Below are 18071 nucleotides of genomic sequence, written 5' to 3' on the forward strand. Positions count from 1 at the left end.
GCATTTCCCCTTACTGGACGTTGAACACGGCCTGCTGGCTTTCGCCCGAAGATCCCGGCACCGACAATGTATAGCGTCCCGGCGTGACTGCAATGAAACTGATCACCGCCGTGCCGGCATTGTCGAATTCGATGCTGTGGACACCCATCGGGCGGATTTCGATGTCGTTGATGACGATCTCATTGATCCAGATCGACCGGAAGAAATCGCCGCCCGACAAGGCCAGTTCCTGGCTGCCATCGGCATTGATGGCGATGCGATAGAAGCCGCCCGACTTCAGGGTGTATTCCCCGCCCGCGACCGGCTGCCCCGACGCCAGCGTCAGCGGCGCCAGGTCGGTGCGGTTGTCGCGCGCCATGATGCCCGAGAAGCCATAGTCGAACTTGCCCTTGGCGTCATAGGTGGCCGCAGCCTCGCCGCCGGCTTCTTCCTCTTCCTCGTCGTCGTCGTCTTCTTCGGTCGCCGCAGCGGCCTCGGGGGCCGCCTCAGACGCAGCGGCGCCTTCGGTGGCGGCGGCGTCCTGTGCTGCGGCGGGAACCGACAGGCCGGCCATGATCATCAGAACGGTCAGCAAACGGGTCATGGGTTTTCCTTCTTTGGTGAATAGGGTGGGCCGCATCAATTGGGCGCGACGACGACGCCCCAGGGCTGCTGGCCTACGGGCACGGACTTGACGACTTCCTCGGATGCCACGTCGATCACGGACACGTCGTTGGAATTGCCGTTGGTGGTGAACAGGTATTTCTCGTCGGGCGTGAAGGCCATCTGCCAGACCCGCTGGCCGACCAGCAGGTAATCCTTGACCTCGTCCGTTTCGCCGTCGATCACGGCCACGCGGTTCGACGGCCCGAGCGCCACGAAGACCTTCTTGCCGTCATTCGTCACGCGCACACCGACGGGCTGGATCGCTTCGGGCAGGACGCCCGGAACCTCGAACGTGATCTTGTTGGTGATCTGCTGGGTCGCGGGGTCGATCACGCTGATCGTGCCGCCGATCTCGGCGCTGACATACAGTTTCGTGCCGTCGTGGTTGTACTCGGCGAAGCGGGGGCGCGAATCGACCAGGACGTTGGCGACGATCTCGAAGGTGTCGGTATCGATGAAATGCGCCATGTTCGTCGTTTCCGACGTGTTGATGACGATCTTGCCGTCCGGGCTGACGCCCATGCCCTCGGGTTCGACGCCCACGGGGATTTCGGCCAGCACCTGCTTGGTCTTCACATCGACCACGGTGACAAGGTTGTCATCCTCGTTCGCGACATACAGCGGGTTGCCGGACGGATGCAGCACGAACAGTTCGGGATCGGGGCCGGACGGCAGGGTATGCAATTCCTCCATCGTGTTCGGATCGAAGACCCGGACCAGGTTGTCGTCGGAGGCGCAAACGTAAAGCTCGGTTCCGTCGGGGGAAATGGTGATGCCGCGCGGGCGGTTGCCCACCGGATAGGTGCCGATCACCTCCAGCGTGTCGCTGTCCAGGACCGTGACATCGTTGCCTTTTTCATTGGTGACGAAGACGCGGTTGGCAAGCGCCGGTTCCGCCAAAAGGGCAAATGCGGGGGCCAGGGCGAGGATATGCTTCATGGAACCTCTCAAAAGGAACATTCGGTTTCGGGACGGTCGATGCCCAGCGTATCCAGGGCACTGGTCTGGTGCAGATACTGGTCCTGCGGACTGACCGAGGTGGTCAGCAGCCCGGTGGTCAGCAGGATCGGCTGGCGGACCTGGTGGTCCCAGTCGCGCACGGTCAGTTTCCGGCCCTTGAAGCCCGCCACGTCGAACCCTTCCGACAGGATGAATTCGCGCAATTCCACCGGATCGGCGGACTGGGTGCGGGTTGCGGCCTCGCCTACAATGCGCAGGGCCAGCCAGGTCTGGTAATCTTCCTCTCGGATGGGTCGGTTCGCCAGGCGTTCGAAACGGTTCTGGTACTGCGTCCCGCCCCAGGCCTCCATCGCCGGGTGCCAGCTTCGCGGGACCAGGCCGGCCGATCCTGCCACGGGACGCGGATCCCAGGTCAGATAGGGCAGGTAAGGGGCAAAGATGTCGCTTTCGTCCGCCGCGATCAGGATGTCGTAATCGGGCGCACGCTGCGTGAAGACCGGCATCTGTGCCTGGACCTGAACATGGCCCGAATCGGTGCTGCGGGCGCCGCCGGTATCTTCGTAAACGCGTTCCTCGACGATCTTGGCGCCGAACTTGGCGGCGGAACGGCGAAAGGCGGCGGCCAGGTTTTCATCCTCGGGGTGGCTGCCCTTGACCAGCAGCCAGTCGGGCCAGTTCTTCCACATCAGGAACTGCGCTAGCCCGTCGGCCAGCATGGCGTGGCTGGGCGCGACATGGATGGTGTTCGCGCGGCAATCGGTCCCCCGCAAGGCATCGCCCCGCGCCCGGGCATTCAGCAGCATGGCGCGGTCACCTGCCTGGTCGGCCAGGGCCAGGGTCGTGGCGTCGTCGGCCAGGACCACGACGAACTGGATCCCCTCGGCCAGGATCCTGTCCAGTTCCGCGCCCGCCGTTTCGGGCGTAGCGGTGATCTCGAGCGCCTCGAAATCCTGGTTCATGAAGCGCCCAGTTGTGTCGTTGTCCTCGATCGCCAGGCGCGCGCCCGCGAATCCCAGATCCTCGACCGGCAGATCCAGCCGGGAAATGGGGGGCAATCTTTCCTCGTCCACGCGCAGCACGGCCGCGCGGATCTGCTGCATCTCGGGCTGAGGCTGCTGGGCTATGGCAGGCCCGGCCAGCACAGCGGCACCAGCCAAAAGTCCTATGATTCCCTTGAACATTTTTCGTCTCCCTGCCTGTCATGTTGGGTCGCGGCGGGGCTTGGGACAAGACGGTTTATGTTCCCGGCGCGATCGGGAAGATTTGGATCAATCTTATGTCGTATGGACGCGGGCGGGCGACTGGCGCATGGTCATGGGCGTTTGACAGAAAGCGGAACAGATGATGCAGAAGATCCTGGGCCTTGCCGTCGCCGCGACGCTGGCCCTGCCCCTTGGCGCCCAAGCCCATGGGCCCGCCCGCCTGAAGACCGAACAGTCGGTTGTCCTGGACGCCACCCCGGACGAGGTCTGGCAGGTGATCGGCAAGTTCGACGACATGGGCTGGCATCCCGCGGTGGCCCGTACCGAAATGACGCCCGAAGGCGCGCCTGCCGATGTCCCCGAGGAATCGACGCGCGTCCTGCACCTGAAGGCGGAAAGCGGCGATCCGACCATCACCGAGCAGTTGATGTCCATCGACCCGGACAAGCGCCAATACAAATACATGATCACCGACGTCGCGGTCGAGGTTCTGCCGGTCACGAACTACTCGTCCACGATACAGGTCAAGGACAAGGACGGCCATGCCGAGGTGGTCTGGAAGGCCGGGTTCTATCGCGGCTTTCCCAACAACGATCCCCCGGCCAACCTGAATGACGACGCCGCCATGGCGGCGGTCAACGGAATCTATCAGGCGGGCATCGACGCCCTGGTCGAACGATTCGGCAAGGCCGAGTGAGGCTTGCCGCACTGGCATTGATGCTGGCATCCCCCGCAGTCGCGGGGGATTTGGCTTTCGTGACAAGCCAGAACGCGGACATGGTCACGCTTGTCGATCTGGCGTCGGGCAAGGTGCTGGCCCAGACGCCGGTTGCGGGCAAGCCCGCGCCCGTGGCCTATGATCCGGCAGCGGGCCGCGCCTATGTGATCGCGGCGGATACCGGGCAGCTTTACATCCTGGACGAGGCAGGGGGCGTCACGGCCAGCCACGCCTTGGGCGAAGGCGCATTCGGACTGGCTGCGGCGCCGGGGGGCGGTCTGTTCGTGACAGACTGGTTCGGGGCGCGGCTTGTGCATCTGGACCGCAGCCTGCAGGTGGTCTGGGACGTGCCCACGGGCGCTGCCCCTGCCGGGGTGGCGGTCAGCACTGACGGGCAATGGGTGGCAACGGCGGATCGCGACAACGACGGGGTCAGCATCTTTGACGCCAAGACGGGCGCGCTGCTGCACAAGGTCAAGACGGCGGGCGCGCATCCCTTCGGGATCACCTTCCACGACGGGCGGTTCTGGACAGCGGATGTTCAGGGCGACAGCGTTTCCGTGATCGACCCCTGGACAGGGACGCTGGCGGGCCATGTCCCGACCGGCAGCCACCCTTATGCCGTGGCTTTCGCGGGGGGCCGGGGGTTCGTCACCAACCAGTATGCAGGCACGCTGACGGTGTTCGACCCCGGCAGCCTGGCCGTATTGGCCGAGGTCCCAGTCGGCGATTACCCGGAAGGCATCGGCACCCTGCCCGGCGGCGATGCGGTTGCGGTCGCAAACTGGGAATCGGACACGCTTGTCGTCATGGACGCGGCCAGCCTGACCATCACGGCAGAGATCGAGATGCCCTCTGGTCCCCGCGCCTTTGGCCAGTTCACGGGCCGGCAGGCACAGCCTTGACCAGGGGCGCGCCGCCCGCCGCCAGCCAGCCTTCGATCCCGCCGGGAAACCAGTGGACGCCGCTGTAGCCCAGGGCAACCGCACGGCGGGCGGCATTCCAGCTCATCCAGCAATCGCTGCGGCAGAAGATCACCATGGGCGCCGCCCGGTCGCCCTTCGACACCTGCTCCAGGCCCCGTTCCAACCGCGCCTGTTCGGCAGGGGCCAGGTTTTCCCAGCCGGTATCCCACAGCCAGACCGCACCGGGGATGGTTTCATGGGGCGGTTCGCGCCAGATCGTACCCTCGGGCAGGCCCTGGGGCCGTGTCTTGCGGGGCAGCACGTCCAGGAACGGGACGTTTTCGCCATGCAGCCGGATGGTATCGCCCGCATCGACAACCGTGGCACCGCGCAGCGTCGCGGGCACCGGCGCGCGATAAGGCTCGCCCCGATAGGCGTCAGGTTCAGGCACCTGGGCCGTTGCCGGTCCTGCCAGCAGCAGCGCCAGCAAGACCGCGCGGATCACTGGACCAGCTCCTTGCCGTAGTCATCGACCAGGGGCACGCCTGCGTCACGCAGGATGGCGTTGATGTCGTCCTGGTGGCGGCGGATCAGGCTGTTCAGTTCCCGCTTCCATTCCTGTTCAGACAGCCGCACCCCCATGGTGATGCGATAGAACATCTTCGGCCCCGCTGTTTCCTTCAACAGCGGCGTGAACTGCAGATCGGGATCGTCCTTGACCCGAGGGCCGGACAGCGGTCCCCACAAGACGGCCGCGTCCAGCGTGCCGTCCTTGACGCCCCCGATCAGGTCGCCAACAGGATCCTTGACGCGGCGGTCCACGAACAGGTCGGCCCCGCGCATATCCTTGGCCAGCCCCGCCCGCGCCATGATCGTTGCAGGCGGCGATCCCGCGATCACCCCGATCGGATGGCCCTTCAAGGCCGGATCGGAAAGGTGATCGACCCCGGCCAGGTCGCCGTCCTTTCGCGTCACGATCCCGAACACCGAGGTATAGTAATGGTTGGTGTTCTGCACCAGCTCATCACCCTGGGCATAGCCCATCACCACGTCGCAATCCCCTGTCCGCAGCGTCCTGGCGATGAAACCCATGCCCGAGGGGAACCAGGAATAGGTGACAGGCACGCCCAGCCATTCCCCGAATGCCTCTGCCAGCTTGTTTTCAAAGCCCGATCCGTCGCGCATCGACATGGGGGCGTTGGCCGGATCCGCGCAGACCCGAAACTGCGTGGTGGACCGCAGGTCCGCCACCTGGGCCGTGGCGGGCAGCCCGCCCAGAACGACCGCCGCCATCAGCCAGCGAAGGATGCCCATCTTACATCGACATGCAGGAATCTTCCTGCGCCGTGTATTCGTCGGACTTGTCGGCGCGTTCCGCAGGACGGCCGCGCGGAATCTCTCCGGTCCCGTGGGCCAGCAGATAGACATAAATGTCATCGACATAGCACCAGACGTTCTTGTTCGTCCCGAACGCAGGCATGACCGAGTTCGTGCCCTGGCGTCCCGACGCCACGACTTCCTGGAATTCATAGTAGTCCATGCGCAGGACTGAATTCTTCAAGGCCGGGGCATAGGTGGACCCTTCGCCGTCAGGACCGTGGCAGACATGGCATTCCGCATGATAGCGGCGGAACCCGTTGAAGGTCGCGAAATCGACGACGTTGTTGTCGATCTTGAAGGTCGGAATGCCCTCGGCATTGTACCAGCGGCCGTTTTCCTCGGTGACAGGGGTGATGTCCATGCCATTGGGAAGGGTGGTTGCCCCCTCGGCCATCTCGACGGGCGCATCGTCCCCCCCGGCGGGTGCTGCGGGTTCGGCTGCTGCCGCGGCGCCGGATGTGGCGGCTGCCGCGCCTGCGCCGGCCTCGGCGGGCGGGGGGGTCTGGGTTGTCGCTTCCTGCGCGAAGGCAGTTGTTGCCACGGTCGCGGCAAGCGCCAGGGACGCAAGGCTGGTGATGGCTTTCATTGTCTCATTCCTCCCGAAATTCAATTTACCCGGTCCTCCTCAGGTAAAACTCCCCCCGGAGATTATCCTCGGGGGGAGCGTTGGATAGCGCAACTTTACGTTAGCGGGCCGAAAGTATTAGCCGCTGGTGCCGCCTTCGGCAGGCGCCGGTTCCGCCGCAGGGTCGGCGGCCGGCTCGGCCGAGGCCGAGGCCTCGCCCGGCAGTTCGAACACGGTCAGCTGGCCGCCCAGTTCGGTGTAATCCGACAGGGCCGCATAGCCGCCCACGGCGCCCAGGCCTTCGTTCGGGTTGGTCAGGCCCGCTGCCAGACCGATCCCGGCCCAGCCGCCGACGCCCGACAGGATGCCGATGTACTGCTTGCCTTCGCGTTCATAGGTCATCACGTTGCCGATGATCCCGGACGGGGTCTTGAACTTGTACAGTTCTTCGCCCGTGTCGGCATCCACCGCCTTCAGATAGCCTTCCAGCGTGCCATAGAAGACCACGTCGCCCGCGGTGGCCAAGGCCCCCGACCAGACCGAGAACTGTTCGGGCAGCGACCACTTGATCTTGCCCTCGATATTGTCCCAGGCGATGAAGTTACCCATGCCGCCGTGGCTGTCGGGTGCCGGATACATCGACAGGGTCGCGCCGACATAGGGCTGGCCCGCCGTATAGGCGACGCGGAACGGTTCATAGTCCATGCAGACGTGGTTGGTCGGCACATAGAAGGTCTGGGTCTTGGGCGAATAGGCAGCGGGCTGCTGGTCCTTCGATCCAAGGGCCGCCGGGCAGACGCCGGTGGTGTTCTCATCCTCGCCATTCTGGGCGGTCGAGTATTCGGCGACGACCTGCGGGCGGCCATACTGGTCGCTGTTGGGATCCATCTCGACATGGGTCGCCCAGTTCACCGCCGGATCGAACTTTTCTGCGACCAGCAGTTCGCCCGATTCGCGGTCCAGCGTATAGCCAAAGCCGTTGCGGTCGAAGTGGGTCAGCAGTTTGCGCGGCTGGCCGTCGATTTCCTGGTCGGTCAGGATGTTTTCGTTGACCCCATCATAGTCCCATTCATCGTGGGGGGTCATCTGGTAGAACCACTTGGCCATGCCGGTATCGGCATCGCGGGCCATGATGGTCATCGACCACTTGTTGTCGCCCGGCCTTTGCGACGGGTTCCAGGTCGAGGGGTTGCCGGTGCCGTAGTAGATCAGGTTCAGATCGGGGTCATAGGAGAACCAGCCCCAGATCGAGCCGCCGCCGATCTTCCACTGATCGCCTTCCCAGCTGTTCAGGCTGCTGTCGGCCCCGACCGGCTTGCCCAGATGGGTGGTCTTTTCGGGATCGACCAGCATTTCGTCGTCGGGACCGGTCGAATAGGCTTTCCATGCCTCGGTCCCATCGGCCAGGTTCAGCGCGGTCAACCGGCCACGGATGCCGTATTCACCGCCCGAAACGCCGACCATCACCTTGTCCTTGACCGGCATGACGGTCGCGGTCAGGGTTTCGCCGATCGCCGGATCGCCGATCTTGGTGGACCATTTCACTTCGCCCGTCTTGGCATCCAGTGCCACCACGGTGGTGTCGGCTTGCGACAGAATGACCATCCCGTCGGCATAGGCCAAGCCGCGGTTGACCGTGTCGCAGCACATGACGGCAATGACTTCGGGGTTTTGCTGCGGTTCGTAACGCCACAGGATCTTGCCGTCGTTGGCCAGATCCAGGGCGAAGACGTTGTTCGGGAACGGCGTGTGGACATACATGATGTCGCCGATCACCAGGGGGCTGCCCTCATGCCCGCGCAGCACGCCGGTCGAGAAGGTCCAGGCCACCCGCAGATCGCCCACGTTGTCGCGGTTGATCTGGTCCAGTTCCGAATAGCGCGTGTTGGCATAGTCGCCGGTCTGGATCGCCCATTGTTCGGGCTTGGCTGTCTCGGTCAGGACGCTTTCGTTGGCAAAGCTCGCCGCGCCCGTCAGAAGCAGCACGGCAACCGTGCTGTTCAGCAATCTTTTCATGGATTAATTCCTCCGCTGTTGGAAGCGTGCGACGGGTTCCCTCCTCCATCGCCGTCCTGGAACGTAGTCTTTGGCGGACAATGCCTTGCGTCAATCTGCCGTTCTGGCAATTGCCCCTAAAGTCTTAGGTCGAATTACCAGAACGGTCGGGAAATTTCGGCAATCGCCTTAAAGCAGTCTTTCCGCGTGCCACATCACATGATCGGCCATGAAGGACTGGACGAAGAAATAGCTGTGGTCATAACCGGGCTGCATCCTGAACTGGCCGGGCTGGCGGCGCGCCATCATCGCCTGGGCCAGCGATTCGGGGCGCAGCTTGTCCAGGAACTGATCCGCGCTGCCCTGGTCGATCAGCACCTCTCCGGGAAAGCCGCGTTCCGTCATCAGGATCGTCGCGTCATGGGCGCGCCAGGTTGACCGGTCATCCCCCAGATAGGCAGACAGCTGTTTCTGTCCCCAGTCGGATTCGGTCGGGTTGGCGATCGGCGCAAAGGCAGACACCGACTTGTATCGCTCGGGATGGGTCATGGCGATGGTCAGCGCGCCATGCCCGCCCATGGAATGGCCCGTGATGCCCATCGCCTCGCGGTCGATGGCGAAATTGTCGGCCACCAGTTCGGGCAGTTCGTGGACGATATATTGCCACATCTGGAAATGCGGCTTCCACGGATCCTGGGTCGCGTTGACATAGAAGCCTGCGCCCTTGCCCAGGTCATAGGCCTCGTCGTCGGCCACGTCGTCGCCGCGCGGAGAGGTGTCTGGAAAGACGATGGCGATGCCGGCCTCGGCGCACCATTGCTGGGCTGCGGCCTTGGTCATGGCGTTGTCGTGGGTGCAGGTCAGCCCGGACAGGTACCACAGGACCGGCACCCGTTCCTGGGCCACCAGTTCGGGCATGAAGACCGCAAAGGTCATGTCGGTCCCGGTGGATTGCGATCTGTGGCGGTAAACGCCCTGCGTGCCGCCAAAGCTGCGGTTTTCGGAAAGGGTTTCAAGCGTCATCCGACACCTCCAGTTTTTGAAACATGACCAGCCCGTCGACCGGCCCAAGCCGGGGGTGACGAAACGCCCCCGGCAACCTGCCGACAATGGCAAATCCGGCCTTCTGCCACAAATGGACGGCATCGGCATTGGTCGAAACGACAAAGTTGAACTGCATCGCCGCAAATTCCTGCGCCGCCGCCCAGGTTTTCGCATGGTCCACCAGGGCACGGGCGATCCCCCTGCCCCTAGCATCGGGATGGGTGGCAAAGGACGCATTGGCCACATGGGATCCGCCGCCGGGACGATTCGCGCCGACATGGCTGGTGCCCAGGACGCGGCCACCGGCGATTGCCACAAAGGCCGTGAAGGGAGGGGCGAACCAGTCCGCCAGGGCATCGCCCCTGGAAATGTCCTGGGGGATGCAATAGGTTTCGCCCGCGCGATAGACGGGTTCCAGGATGGCCCAGATGGCATCGTGATCGGCCGGGGTCGCGGGGCGGATTTCCACCCCGCCGCCGGTCATTTCAACTCGTCCACGCTGCGGATCACCTGTCCCAGCAAGCCATAGTCCAGCGCCTCCTGGGTGTTCAGCCAGAAATCGCGCTGCGTGTCCTTCTCGATACGCTCGACGCTCTGGCCGGTGGCATCGGCAAAGATCTGGTTCAGACGGTCGCGCATCAGCCGCACCTGTTCCGCCTGGATCATCATGTCAGACGACGTGCCGCCGATCCCGCCCGAGGGCTGGTGGATCAGGAAGCGCGTGTTGGGCAGGCAGTAGCGGTTTTCCTTTTTTGCCGCGACAAAGATCAACGCACCCGCCGACGCCACCCAGCCCGAGCCGATGGTGCGCACGTTGGGGCGGATGAACTTGATCACGTCATGGATCATGTCGCCCGATTCCACGTGCCCGCCGGGCGAGGAGATCAGCATGTTGATCGGCTTGTCGCTGTCCTCGGCCAAGGCCAGCAGATGCGCCACGGTGCGCTGCGCCAGCTTGTCGTTGATGGTGCCCGCGACAATCACCGTGCGCGACTTGAAGTACAGCTTGCCGATCTTGTCGCCTTCGGGAAGGCCCAGGCCGCCATCCTTTTCGCCGTCGTGGCGCCGGTCGTCTTCTTCCGGTTCATCGTCGTCGTCATCGTCCAGCCACTGGTGACGCATCGGCCTGCTCCTTTTTATCTCATGGCGACGGCGGGACCAGCGGCCCCGCCGTTCTTTTACCTATGCAGCCGTGAAGGATCAGTAAAGGACGACCGAGCGGATCGATTCACCGCGATGGGCCAGCTCGAACCCCTCGTTGATGTCTTCCAGCGGCATGGTGTGGGTGATCATCGGGTCGATCTCGATCTTGCCGTCCATGTACCAGTCAACGATCTTCGGCACATCCGTGCGCCCGCGTGCGCCACCAAAGGCCGTGCCTTTCCAGACCCGGCCGGTCACCAGTTGGAACGGCCGGGTGCTGATTTCCGCCCCCGCTGCCGCCACGCCGATGATGACCGAGACGCCCCAGCCGCGATGGGTGCATTCCAGCGCGTCGCGCATCACCTTGGTGCTGCCGGTCGCATCGAAGGAATAATCCGCGCCGCCGATCTGGTCGAAGGGGGTTTTCGTCAGGTTGACGATTTCCTGCACGACCGAGCCGTCGATTTCCTTGGGGTTGATGAAATGCGTCATGCCGAAATGCTCGGCCATCGGCTTCTTGTCGTTGTTCAGGTCGACGCCGATGATCTTGTCGGCCCCTGCAAGGCGCAGGCCCTGGATCACGTTCAGACCGATGCCGCCCAGGCCGAACACCACGGCCGTGGCGCCGATTTCCACCTTGGCGGTGTTGATCACCGCGCCGATGCCGGTGGTGACCCCGCAGCCGATATAGCAGATCTTGTCGAAGGGCGCGTCCTCGCGGACCTTGGCCACCGCGATTTCAGGCAGCACCGTATAGTTCGAGAAGGTCGAGCAGCCCATGTAGTGATAGATCGGGGTGCCATCCAGCATGGAAAACCGGGTGGTGCCGTCGGGCATCAGTCCCTGGCCCTGCGTGGCGCGGATCGCGGTGCAAAGGTTCGTCTTGCCCGAAAGGCATGACGCGCACTGGCGGCATTCGGGGGTGTAAAGCGGGATGACATGATCGCCGGGCTTCACGCTGGTGACGCCGGGTCCGACCTCGACCACGATGCCTGCGCCCTCATGGCCCAGGATCGAGGGAAAGATGCCTTCAGGGTCGGCGCCCGACCGGGTGAATTCGTCGGTGTGGCAGATGCCGGTGGCCTTGATCTCGACCATCACCTCGCCCGCTTTCGGGCCTTCCAGGTTGACCTCCATCACTTCCAGGGGTCGGCCAGCTTCCAGGGCTACGGCGGCACGGGTTCTCATCATGGATCTCCTAGTTCGTTCGAGCGTCCCGCAAGGGTCACGGGCGGTCAAGGCCAAAGGGGCCGCGACGCGGCCCCCGGATTTCATGCAGGGATCAGCGTCCCGTCAAGCAGCCAGGGCGCCGGAACGCTTGGCAATATGGGTGGCAATCGCGTCCATCAAGGGCGGCGACAGCGCGTCATAGGGTTCCAGACCCAGTTCGCGCAAACGCGCCCGGATGCCGTCCATCTGAGCCGGATCGACGCCGGATTCGATGATCGAACTTACAAAGGCCGCGAACTCGGGGGCCGACCAGCCGGCTTCGTTCGACAGTTCGGTATGGACAAAGTCCAGTCCATAGAACGGATGGTCCTTGTTCTCGATCCGGCCATACATATGAACGCCGCAGCCGGTGCAGGCGTAGCGCTGGATCGGCGCGTCCTTGTTGACGATCTGCAGCTTGTCGCCGTTTTCCAGAACCTGGACCGCGTCGCGCGACACGACGGCCACCTGGCTGAAGACCGCCCCGTCGGGCTTCCAGCATTTCGTGCAGCCGCACACGTGGTTATGGGCGGTCTGCGCGCCGACCCGGACCTTGACCGGCTTCGTCGCGCATTTGCAGGTAAGCGTGCCGCCCCCGAAACTGGAATTGCCTGCCTTTATGCCGTTATCCACGGCGGGGTGGATCTTTACCCCCTCGGTGCTGGCCATGGTTCTTCCCTCCCGATGAACCGATTGTGAACCCAGCGTCGCGCCATTGGGAACATTCGGCAAGTCAGCGGAAGGTTGTAGCGCCCCGACGAACCGGGGCGCCGTGCGGTCAGCTTGCGGGCGTCGAGGACACGCCGACCTTGGCCGGACGCAGCAGCCGGTCGTGCAGGCGGAAACCATTGTCCATCACCTGGATGATTTCCCCCGCAATGGTGCCGGGAACGGCGGCTTCGAACATCGCCTCGTGTTCGCTGGGGTCAAACTTGTCACCGGGCCGAGGGGTGATCACGGCAATGCCATGCTTGGCAAAGACATTGGACAGTTCGCGCAGGGTCAATTCTACGCCTTCGATCAGGGCGCTTGCGGCGGCACGCTGTTCGTCGCCCGCCGCATCCAGCGCACGGGTCAGCGCGTCATGGACCGGCAGCAGGTCGCGCGCCAGGCGGGATCCGCCATATTGTTCCGCGTCCCGGCGGTCCTTTTCGGCCCGCTTGCGCGAGTTTTCGGCGTCGGCCAATGCCCGCATGAACCTGTCGCGGAATTCGTCGCGTTCAGCCGTCAGGGCGGCGATTTCGCCCGCCGGGTCAGTCAGGGGATCCGCCAGGATATCGTCAAGGGGCTGTTCGTTTTGCTCGTTCATCGTCTTTTCATCCTTTCCGGCCGGACAGCACCCGCCCGACCAGTTGCGCGGTGTAGTCGACGATCGGCACGATCCGGCCATAGTTCAGCCGTGTCGGTCCGATGACGCCAACCGCGCCTACAATCTTTCGATCGGCATTCATATAGGGTGAAACCACCAGAGCGGAACCCGAAAGCGAAAAAAGCTTGTTTTCCGACCCGATGAAGATGCGGACCCCCTCGCCTTTCTCGGTCAATTCCAGGAATTCCACGATGTCGCGCTTGCGTTCCAAGTCGTCGAACAACACGCGGATGCGGTCCAGATCCGCGGCCTCCTGGTCCAGCAGGTTGGCCCGGCCCCGCACGATCAGGCGCGGATCGCTGGACCCGGCATCCCATTGGGCCATTCCCGATTGCACCAGTTCGGCGGCCAGCACGTCCAGTTCCTGGCGCCGCGCCGCGATTTCCCGACCGATATGGCCGCGCAGTTCGGACAGGGTCTTTCCCTCGGCCATGGCGTTCAGGAAATTCCCCGCCTCTCGCATCGACGAGGGCGTCTGGCCCACGGGCGGCGTGAACAGGCGGTTTTCCACATGGCCGTCGGCAAAGACCAGCACCACCAGCGCGCGGTCGGGACCAAGGCTGACGAATTCGATATGCCGGATCGGCGCCTCGTGCTTGGGCATCAGCACCAGGGATGCGCCGCGGGTGATGGAGGACAGCGCCGTGCTGACCCGGTCCAGCAGCACGCCCGTATCGGGATCGTCGTTGCCCAGCGTCTGGTCGATGGCCGCGCGGTCAGTGGCGGTGACGGCGTCCACCTCCATCATGCCGTCCACGAACAGCCGCAGCCCCTGCTGGGACGGCATCCGTCCGGCCGAGGTGTGTGGGCTGTCCAGCAGCCCCATGAATTCCAGATCTTGCATCACGTTGCGCACGGTCGCCGCGCTCAGCTTCTCGGACAAGGCGCGGGTCAGCGTGCGCGAACCCACAGGCTCGCCTGTTTCCAGATAGGTTTCGACCACGCGGCGAAAGATTTCGCGCGACCGGTCGTTCAAATCCTGCAGCGGCGTTTTCCGGTCCATGTCCCTCGAAGGGTTGCGTGATGGCCCGTTGGGGCGGTATTGGGCAGCCAATCTCTCGAAAAGGAATGACCATGCGCCCGTCTGGCCGAAATCTAAGCCAAATGCGTCCGATTTCAATCGAAACCGGCGTGATGGCTCATGCCGAAGGGTCATGCCTGATCCGTGTCGGCAACACCCATGTGCTGTGCACGGCATCGCTGGAGGAAACGCCGCCGCGTTTCCTGAAGGGCACCGGCCTGGGCTGGGTCACGGCGGAATACGGGATGCTGCCGCGCGCCACCAACACCCGCAACCGGCGCGAGGCAGCCCAGGGCAAGCAATCGGGCCGCACCCAGGAAATCCAGCGCCTGATCGGGCGCAGCCTGCGGGCGGGCGTGGATCGCAGTGCCCTGGGCGAACGGCAGATCACCATCGACTGCGACGTGATCCAGGCCGATGGCGGCACCCGCTGCGCATCCATCACGGGCGGCTGGGTCGCGCTGCGGCTGGCTGTAAACAAGCTGCTGAAGGCAGGCGCGATCACCAGCGACCCGATCATGGACCATGTGGCGGCGGTGTCCTGCGGACTTTATGCGGGCCAGGCGGTTCTGGATCTGGATTATGCCGAGGACAGCGAGGCAGGCACCGACGGCAATTTTGTCCTGACAGGCGCGGGCCGCCTGATCGAGGTGCAGATGTCGGCCGAGGGCGCGACCTTCTCGCGCGACCAAATGGGACAGTTGCTGGATCTGGCCGAAGGCGGCATGGCCGAACTGGTCGCCGCCCAGAAGGCCGCCACCGCATGAGACGCTTTGAGGGCACCCGCCTGCTGGTGGCGACCCATAACGCGGGCAAGCTGGACGAGATGCGCGCCCTGCTGGCCCCTTTTGGCGTCGAAGTCACGGGTGCGGCCGAGGCGGGTCTGCCCGAGCCTGAGGAAACCGAAACAACCTTCGTCGGCAATGCCCGCATCAAGGCCCGCGCCGCCGTGGAGGCAACCGGCCTGCCCGCGCTGTCCGACGACAGCGGCATCTGCGTCGATGCGCTTGACGGCGCGCCCGGCGTCCACACCGCCGACTGGGCCGAGACCGGCCAGGGCCGTGACTTCCGCATGGCCATGCAGCGCACCTGGGACGAACTGGAATCGCGCAATGCCCCCGCCCCGCGCAGCGCCCAGTTCCGCTGCACCCTGGTGCTGATGTGGCCCGACGGCCATGACGAGGTGTTCGAGGGCGTGCTGCCCGGCCAGGTCGTCTGGCCGCCGCGCGGGGTTGAAGGCCACGGTTACGACCCCATCTTCATGCCGGACGGTCACGACGTGACCCTGGGGGAGATGTCGCCCGAGATGAAGAACAGCCTCAGCCACCGGGCACGGGCGGTGGAGCGGATGATAAGGGGCAGCTTTGCATAGGATATCCACCGGATCGCCCTTCGAGGCCGCCATGGGTTACAGCCGCGCCGTTGTGAAGGGCGACTGGTGCTTCGTGTCCGGCACAACGGGGTATGACTATGCCACGATGACCATGCCGGACGATCCCTGCCAGCAGGCCCGCAACTGCTTTGCCACGATCTTTTCCGTGCTGAAGGAGGCGGGCTTTGCCCCCGAGGACATCGTGCGCGTGCAATACACCGTCACCGACGCCGCCGTGATGGAGGTGATCGCCCCTGCCCTGGGCGAGGCCATGGGCACCATCCGCCCCGCCGCCACCATGGTCATCGCAGGGCTGATCCGGCCCGAGATGAAGGTCGAGGTGGAAGTCACGGCGATGCGCGGATGATGATGCCGGGGCAGGACGGCTTTGCAGAGGCGGACTGGCGGGCCGGGGGCTTTGGCCTTTACGTCCATTGGCCCTTTTGCCAGGCGAAATGCCCTTATTGCGATTTCAACAGCCATGTGGTGCCTGCCGTGGACCAGGCCCGCTGGGCCGAGGCGCTGTCGTCCGAAATCGCCCGGCTTGGCGCGGAACTGCCCGGCCGTCACCTGGGCAGCATCTTTTTCGGCGGCGGCACGCCGTCGCTGATGGAACCCGAAACCGTCGATACGGTCCTGCGCGCCGCCCGCGCCGCCTGGGGGTTCGCCAACGACATCGAGATCACGCTGGAGGCCAACCCCACAAGCGTCGAACGGGGCCGTTTCCGGGGGTTTGCCGATGCGGGCGTCAACCGCCTGTCCATGGGCATCCAGGCGCTGAACGACGCCGATCTGCGCGCCCTGGGCCGGATGCATTCCGTGGCCGAGGCGCGGGCGGCCCTTGACGTGGCGCGCGCCTGCTTCGACCGGGTCAGCTTTGACCTGATCTATGCCCGGCAGAACCAGACGCGCGAGGCCTGGAGGGCCGAACTGACCGAAGCCCTGGCGATGGCCGTGGATCACCTGTCGCTGTATCAGTTGACCATCGAACCCGGCACGGCCTTTGGCGCGCGGGCGGCGGCGGGCAAGCTGCGCGACCTGCCCGACGACGATCTGGCCGCCGATATGTATCTGGAAACCCAGGACATCTGCGAAGCAGCCGGGATGGCGGGATACGAGACATCCAACCATGCCCGCCCCGGTTCGGAAAGCCGCCACAATCAGGTCTATTGGCGCCAGGGCGATTGGGCGGCGGTCGGACCCGGCGCCCATGGCCGCATCACCCTGCCCTCCGTCGGCAACTCTGGCGGCCGCCTTGCCACCGAGGCGCATCGCGCCCCCGGCGCCTGGCTTCACACCGTCGAGCGCCAGGGAACGGGCGAATCGCTGCGCGAGGTGGTGCCATTGGACGAACAAGCGACCGAATACCTGCTGATGTCGTTGCGGCTGGCCAAGGGACTGGACGAGGCCCGTTATGCCCGGCTGGCAGGCACCCCCCTGGACAAGGACGCGGTCAGCCGGCTGGCAGACCTGGGCATGGTCGAACGCAGCGACGGGCGGCTGCGCACCACCCGCGCGGGGCGTCCCCTGCTGAATGCCATCCTGCGGGAATTGGCGGCCTGATGCGTCCCTTGTGGTATGCCGCCGGACTGCTGTCCCTGGCCCTGGGCATCGTGGGGATCGCCCTGCCCGTGGTGCCGACCGTGCCCTTTCTGCTGCTGGCCGCAGCGGCCTTTGCGCGCAGCAGTCCCCAACTGGAACGGCGGATCCTGAACCATCCGACCTATGGCCCGCCTGTCCGGGCCTGGCGCGAACGCGGGGCGATCAGCCGCCTGGCCAAGATCTGGGCGACGCTGGCCATGGGCTGCGGGGTGGGCTTCAGCCTGTTCGTCGGAATGCCCGTCTGGGTCGTCGCGACGCAGGCCGCGATCTGCACGGCCATCGCCGCCTATCTCGTGACCCGGCCCGAAACCTGATCCCCCATGACGGCTGCCCTTTCCTTTGCCGAGCAGATTTCCGGGATGACTGCGGTCGATCTTGCCCGGCGGCTGATCGGGGCGACCCTTCTGGTCCGTGGCGCGGGTGGGACCATCATCGAGACCGAGGCTTACAGCCGCGACGATCCCGCATCGCACAGCTTTCGCGGCCCGACCGCGCGCAATGCGTCGATGTTCGGACCAGCGGGGCACGCCTATGTCTATCGATCCTATGGCATCCACCTGTGCCTGAACGTGGTCGCCCGCCCGGGCGAGGCGGTCCTGATCCGCGCCCTGGACCCCACCACGGGGATCGAGGCAATGGCCGCGCGCCGCAACAGTCCCATGCTGTGCAACGGGCCGGGACGGCTGACCCAGGCGCTCGGCGTCCGGCCCGACGATGACGGTGCCCCCCTGGATGGCCCGGAACTGTTTATCGGCCTGTCCCCGGACCGGCCCGACCTGCTGGTGGGGCCGCGTATCGGCATCAGCCGCGCGCAGGATCTGCCCTGGCGTTTCGGCATGGCTGGCGTTCGCGGCCACAGCCGCCCCTTCCCCTCTGAGCCATCGCCCCTGTCAACGCCGCGTTGATCACGTCAGTGATCGATGTTCCAGGAAGGAGTTCAG

22 protein-coding genes are annotated in these 18071 nt (G+C 64.8%); 8 read left to right on the forward strand and 14 right to left on the reverse strand.

The genetic code is table 11. From position 1 onward, the window contains the following. Positions 1-10: 10 nt before the first annotated feature. The 3 genes from LZ585_RS00120 to LZ585_RS00130 are packed head-to-tail and all read right to left on the reverse strand — an operon-like array spanning position 11 to position 2786. A complete protein-coding gene (locus tag LZ585_RS00120; RefSeq protein WP_234854348.1) occupies positions 11-583 on the reverse strand; it encodes a cupredoxin domain-containing protein in 573 nt (190 codons plus the stop codon). A 35-nt stretch (positions 584-618) separates the two neighbouring features. After that, on the reverse strand, positions 619-1584 hold the full coding sequence (locus LZ585_RS00125) for a YVTN family beta-propeller repeat protein (protein ID WP_234854350.1): 966 nt from the start codon (positions 1582-1584) through the stop codon (positions 619-621). 8 nt (positions 1585-1592) lie between these two features. After that, positions 1593-2786 (reverse strand): ABC transporter substrate-binding protein, encoded by a 1194-nt coding sequence (locus LZ585_RS00130; protein WP_390625081.1) that lies wholly within the window; start codon positions 2784-2786, stop codon positions 1593-1595. A gap of 160 nt (positions 2787-2946) precedes the next feature. On the opposite strand from LZ585_RS00130, the gene LZ585_RS00135 reads away from it, so the two are divergent. Beyond that, a complete protein-coding gene (locus LZ585_RS00135) occupies positions 2947-3504 on the forward strand; it encodes an SRPBCC family protein (protein WP_390625082.1) in 558 nt (185 codons plus the stop codon). Between the two features lie 20 nt (positions 3505-3524). Further along, positions 3525-4430 (forward strand): YVTN family beta-propeller repeat protein, encoded by a 906-nt coding sequence (locus tag LZ585_RS00140; RefSeq protein ID WP_234854352.1) that lies wholly within the window; start codon positions 3525-3527, stop codon positions 4428-4430. Here LZ585_RS00140 and LZ585_RS00145 read toward each other — a convergent pair. The 11 genes from LZ585_RS00145 to hrcA form a co-directional block, all read right to left on the reverse strand. Further along, positions 4405-4935, reverse strand: coding sequence for a PQQ-dependent catabolism-associated CXXCW motif protein (locus tag LZ585_RS00145; protein WP_234854353.1), 531 nt, complete (start codon positions 4933-4935; stop codon positions 4405-4407). The two genes, LZ585_RS00140 and LZ585_RS00145, sit on opposite strands and share 26 nt — an antisense overlap. Beyond that, a complete protein-coding gene (locus LZ585_RS00150) occupies positions 4932-5744 on the reverse strand; it encodes a quinoprotein dehydrogenase-associated putative ABC transporter substrate-binding protein (RefSeq protein ID WP_234854354.1) in 813 nt (270 codons plus the stop codon). Before LZ585_RS00150 ends, LZ585_RS00145 begins: the two co-directional genes overlap by 4 nt. Position 5745: 1 nt before the next feature. Then, complete coding sequence (locus LZ585_RS00155) at positions 5746-6396, reverse strand: c-type cytochrome, methanol metabolism-related (protein WP_306753430.1); 651 nt, start codon at positions 6394-6396, stop codon at positions 5746-5748. A gap of 117 nt (positions 6397-6513) precedes the next feature. Continuing rightward, positions 6514-8391: a methanol/ethanol family PQQ-dependent dehydrogenase gene (locus LZ585_RS00160; RefSeq protein ID WP_234854355.1), complete on the reverse strand. Its 1878-nt coding sequence runs from the start codon at positions 8389-8391 to the stop codon at positions 6514-6516. Between the two features lie 168 nt (positions 8392-8559). Then, positions 8560-9393, reverse strand: coding sequence for an S-formylglutathione hydrolase (gene fghA, locus LZ585_RS00165; protein ID WP_234854357.1), 834 nt, complete (start codon positions 9391-9393; stop codon positions 8560-8562). Further along, positions 9383-9898: a GNAT family N-acetyltransferase gene (locus tag LZ585_RS00170; RefSeq protein WP_234854358.1), complete on the reverse strand. Its 516-nt coding sequence runs from the start codon at positions 9896-9898 to the stop codon at positions 9383-9385. Before LZ585_RS00170 ends, fghA begins: the two co-directional genes overlap by 11 nt. After that, entirely contained in the window at positions 9895-10536 is a 642-nt protein-coding gene (locus LZ585_RS00175; RefSeq protein WP_234854360.1) for an ATP-dependent Clp protease proteolytic subunit, read from the reverse strand. The genes LZ585_RS00170 and LZ585_RS00175 overlap by 4 nt, the downstream gene beginning before the upstream one ends. A 78-nt stretch (positions 10537-10614) precedes the next feature. Continuing rightward, a complete protein-coding gene (locus tag LZ585_RS00180; RefSeq protein WP_234855859.1) occupies positions 10615-11745 on the reverse strand; it encodes an S-(hydroxymethyl)glutathione dehydrogenase/class III alcohol dehydrogenase in 1131 nt (376 codons plus the stop codon). 105 nt (positions 11746-11850) lie between these two features. Beyond that, a complete protein-coding gene (gfa, locus tag LZ585_RS00185; RefSeq protein ID WP_234854361.1) occupies positions 11851-12435 on the reverse strand; it encodes an S-(hydroxymethyl)glutathione synthase in 585 nt (194 codons plus the stop codon). Between the two features lie 109 nt (positions 12436-12544). Further along, on the reverse strand, positions 12545-13075 hold the full coding sequence (locus tag LZ585_RS00190; protein WP_234854363.1) for a nucleotide exchange factor GrpE: 531 nt from the start codon (positions 13073-13075) through the stop codon (positions 12545-12547). 7 nt (positions 13076-13082) lie between these two features. Further along, complete coding sequence (gene hrcA / locus LZ585_RS00195) at positions 13083-14138, reverse strand: heat-inducible transcriptional repressor HrcA (protein ID WP_234854364.1); 1056 nt, start codon at positions 14136-14138, stop codon at positions 13083-13085. Positions 14139-14209: 71 nt separating this feature from the next. Between hrcA and rph the strand changes: the two genes are divergently transcribed. From rph to LZ585_RS00225, 6 genes are read left to right on the forward strand one after another with little or no spacing between them, the layout of a single operon-like run. Next, positions 14210-14923: a ribonuclease PH gene (gene rph, locus LZ585_RS00200; RefSeq protein ID WP_234855860.1), complete on the forward strand. Its 714-nt coding sequence runs from the start codon at positions 14210-14212 to the stop codon at positions 14921-14923. Continuing rightward, complete coding sequence (gene rdgB / locus LZ585_RS00205; RefSeq protein WP_234854366.1) at positions 14920-15528, forward strand: RdgB/HAM1 family non-canonical purine NTP pyrophosphatase; 609 nt, start codon at positions 14920-14922, stop codon at positions 15526-15528. The genes rph and rdgB overlap by 4 nt, the downstream gene beginning before the upstream one ends. After that, a complete protein-coding gene (locus LZ585_RS00210) occupies positions 15521-15895 on the forward strand; it encodes a RidA family protein (RefSeq protein ID WP_234854368.1) in 375 nt (124 codons plus the stop codon). Before rdgB ends, LZ585_RS00210 begins: the two co-directional genes overlap by 8 nt. Next, positions 15892-17091, forward strand: a complete 1200-nt coding sequence (gene hemW / locus LZ585_RS00215) for a radical SAM family heme chaperone HemW (protein ID WP_234854369.1) — start codon at positions 15892-15894, stop codon at positions 17089-17091. Before LZ585_RS00210 ends, hemW begins: the two co-directional genes overlap by 4 nt. Beyond that, positions 17091-17444 (forward strand): YbaN family protein, encoded by a 354-nt coding sequence (locus LZ585_RS00220; RefSeq protein ID WP_234854370.1) that lies wholly within the window; start codon positions 17091-17093, stop codon positions 17442-17444. The genes hemW and LZ585_RS00220 overlap by 1 nt, the downstream gene beginning before the upstream one ends. A gap of 45 nt (positions 17445-17489) precedes the next feature. After that, positions 17490-18035 (forward strand): DNA-3-methyladenine glycosylase, encoded by a 546-nt coding sequence (locus tag LZ585_RS00225; RefSeq protein WP_234855861.1) that lies wholly within the window; start codon positions 17490-17492, stop codon positions 18033-18035. Positions 18036-18071: the final 36 nt, after the last annotated feature.

It is taken from the genome of Paracoccus everestensis (assembly GCF_021491915.1).
Classification (GTDB): Bacteria; Pseudomonadota; Alphaproteobacteria; order Rhodobacterales; family Rhodobacteraceae; genus Paracoccus; species Paracoccus everestensis.

What these genes read in the sequence shown, in the direction of transcription:
- fghA (WP_234854357.1), bottom strand. Translation starts at nt 9,393, where the DNA reads ATGACGCTTGAAACCCTTTCCGAAAACCGCAGCTTTGGCGGCACGCAG.
- gfa (WP_234854361.1), bottom strand. Translation starts at nt 12,435, where the DNA reads ATGGCCAGCACCGAGGGGGTAAAGATCCACCCCGCCGTGGATAACGGC.
- LZ585_RS00125 (WP_234854350.1), bottom strand. Translation starts at nt 1,584, where the DNA reads ATGAAGCATATCCTCGCCCTGGCCCCCGCATTTGCCCTTTTGGCGGAA.
- LZ585_RS00225 (WP_234855861.1), top strand. Translation starts at nt 17,490, where the DNA reads ATGACTGCGGTCGATCTTGCCCGGCGGCTGATCGGGGCGACCCTTCTG.
- hrcA (WP_234854364.1), bottom strand. Translation starts at nt 14,138, where the DNA reads ATGGACCGGAAAACGCCGCTGCAGGATTTGAACGACCGGTCGCGCGAA.
- rph (WP_234855860.1), top strand. Translation starts at nt 14,210, where the DNA reads ATGCGCCCGTCTGGCCGAAATCTAAGCCAAATGCGTCCGATTTCAATC.
- LZ585_RS00170 (WP_234854358.1), bottom strand. Translation starts at nt 9,898, where the DNA reads ATGACCGGCGGCGGGGTGGAAATCCGCCCCGCGACCCCGGCCGATCAC.
- LZ585_RS00135 (WP_390625082.1), top strand. Translation starts at nt 2,947, where the DNA reads ATGATGCAGAAGATCCTGGGCCTTGCCGTCGCCGCGACGCTGGCCCTG.
- LZ585_RS00120 (WP_234854348.1), bottom strand. Translation starts at nt 583, where the DNA reads ATGACCCGTTTGCTGACCGTTCTGATGATCATGGCCGGCCTGTCGGTT.
- hemW (WP_234854369.1), top strand. Translation starts at nt 15,892, where the DNA reads ATGATGATGCCGGGGCAGGACGGCTTTGCAGAGGCGGACTGGCGGGCC.
- LZ585_RS00150 (WP_234854354.1), bottom strand. Translation starts at nt 5,744, where the DNA reads ATGGGCATCCTTCGCTGGCTGATGGCGGCGGTCGTTCTGGGCGGGCTG.
- LZ585_RS00160 (WP_234854355.1), bottom strand. Translation starts at nt 8,391, where the DNA reads ATGAAAAGATTGCTGAACAGCACGGTTGCCGTGCTGCTTCTGACGGGC.
- LZ585_RS00130 (WP_390625081.1), bottom strand. Translation starts at nt 2,786, where the DNA reads ATGTTCAAGGGAATCATAGGACTTTTGGCTGGTGCCGCTGTGCTGGCC.
- LZ585_RS00155 (WP_306753430.1), bottom strand. Translation starts at nt 6,396, where the DNA reads ATGAAAGCCATCACCAGCCTTGCGTCCCTGGCGCTTGCCGCGACCGTG.
- LZ585_RS00190 (WP_234854363.1), bottom strand. Translation starts at nt 13,075, where the DNA reads ATGAACGAGCAAAACGAACAGCCCCTTGACGATATCCTGGCGGATCCC.
- LZ585_RS00180 (WP_234855859.1), bottom strand. Translation starts at nt 11,745, where the DNA reads ATGAGAACCCGTGCCGCCGTAGCCCTGGAAGCTGGCCGACCCCTGGAA.
- LZ585_RS00175 (WP_234854360.1), bottom strand. Translation starts at nt 10,536, where the DNA reads ATGCGTCACCAGTGGCTGGACGATGACGACGACGATGAACCGGAAGAA.
- LZ585_RS00220 (WP_234854370.1), top strand. Translation starts at nt 17,091, where the DNA reads ATGCGTCCCTTGTGGTATGCCGCCGGACTGCTGTCCCTGGCCCTGGGC.
- rdgB (WP_234854366.1), top strand. Translation starts at nt 14,920, where the DNA reads ATGAGACGCTTTGAGGGCACCCGCCTGCTGGTGGCGACCCATAACGCG.
- LZ585_RS00140 (WP_234854352.1), top strand. Translation starts at nt 3,525, where the DNA reads ATGCTGGCATCCCCCGCAGTCGCGGGGGATTTGGCTTTCGTGACAAGC.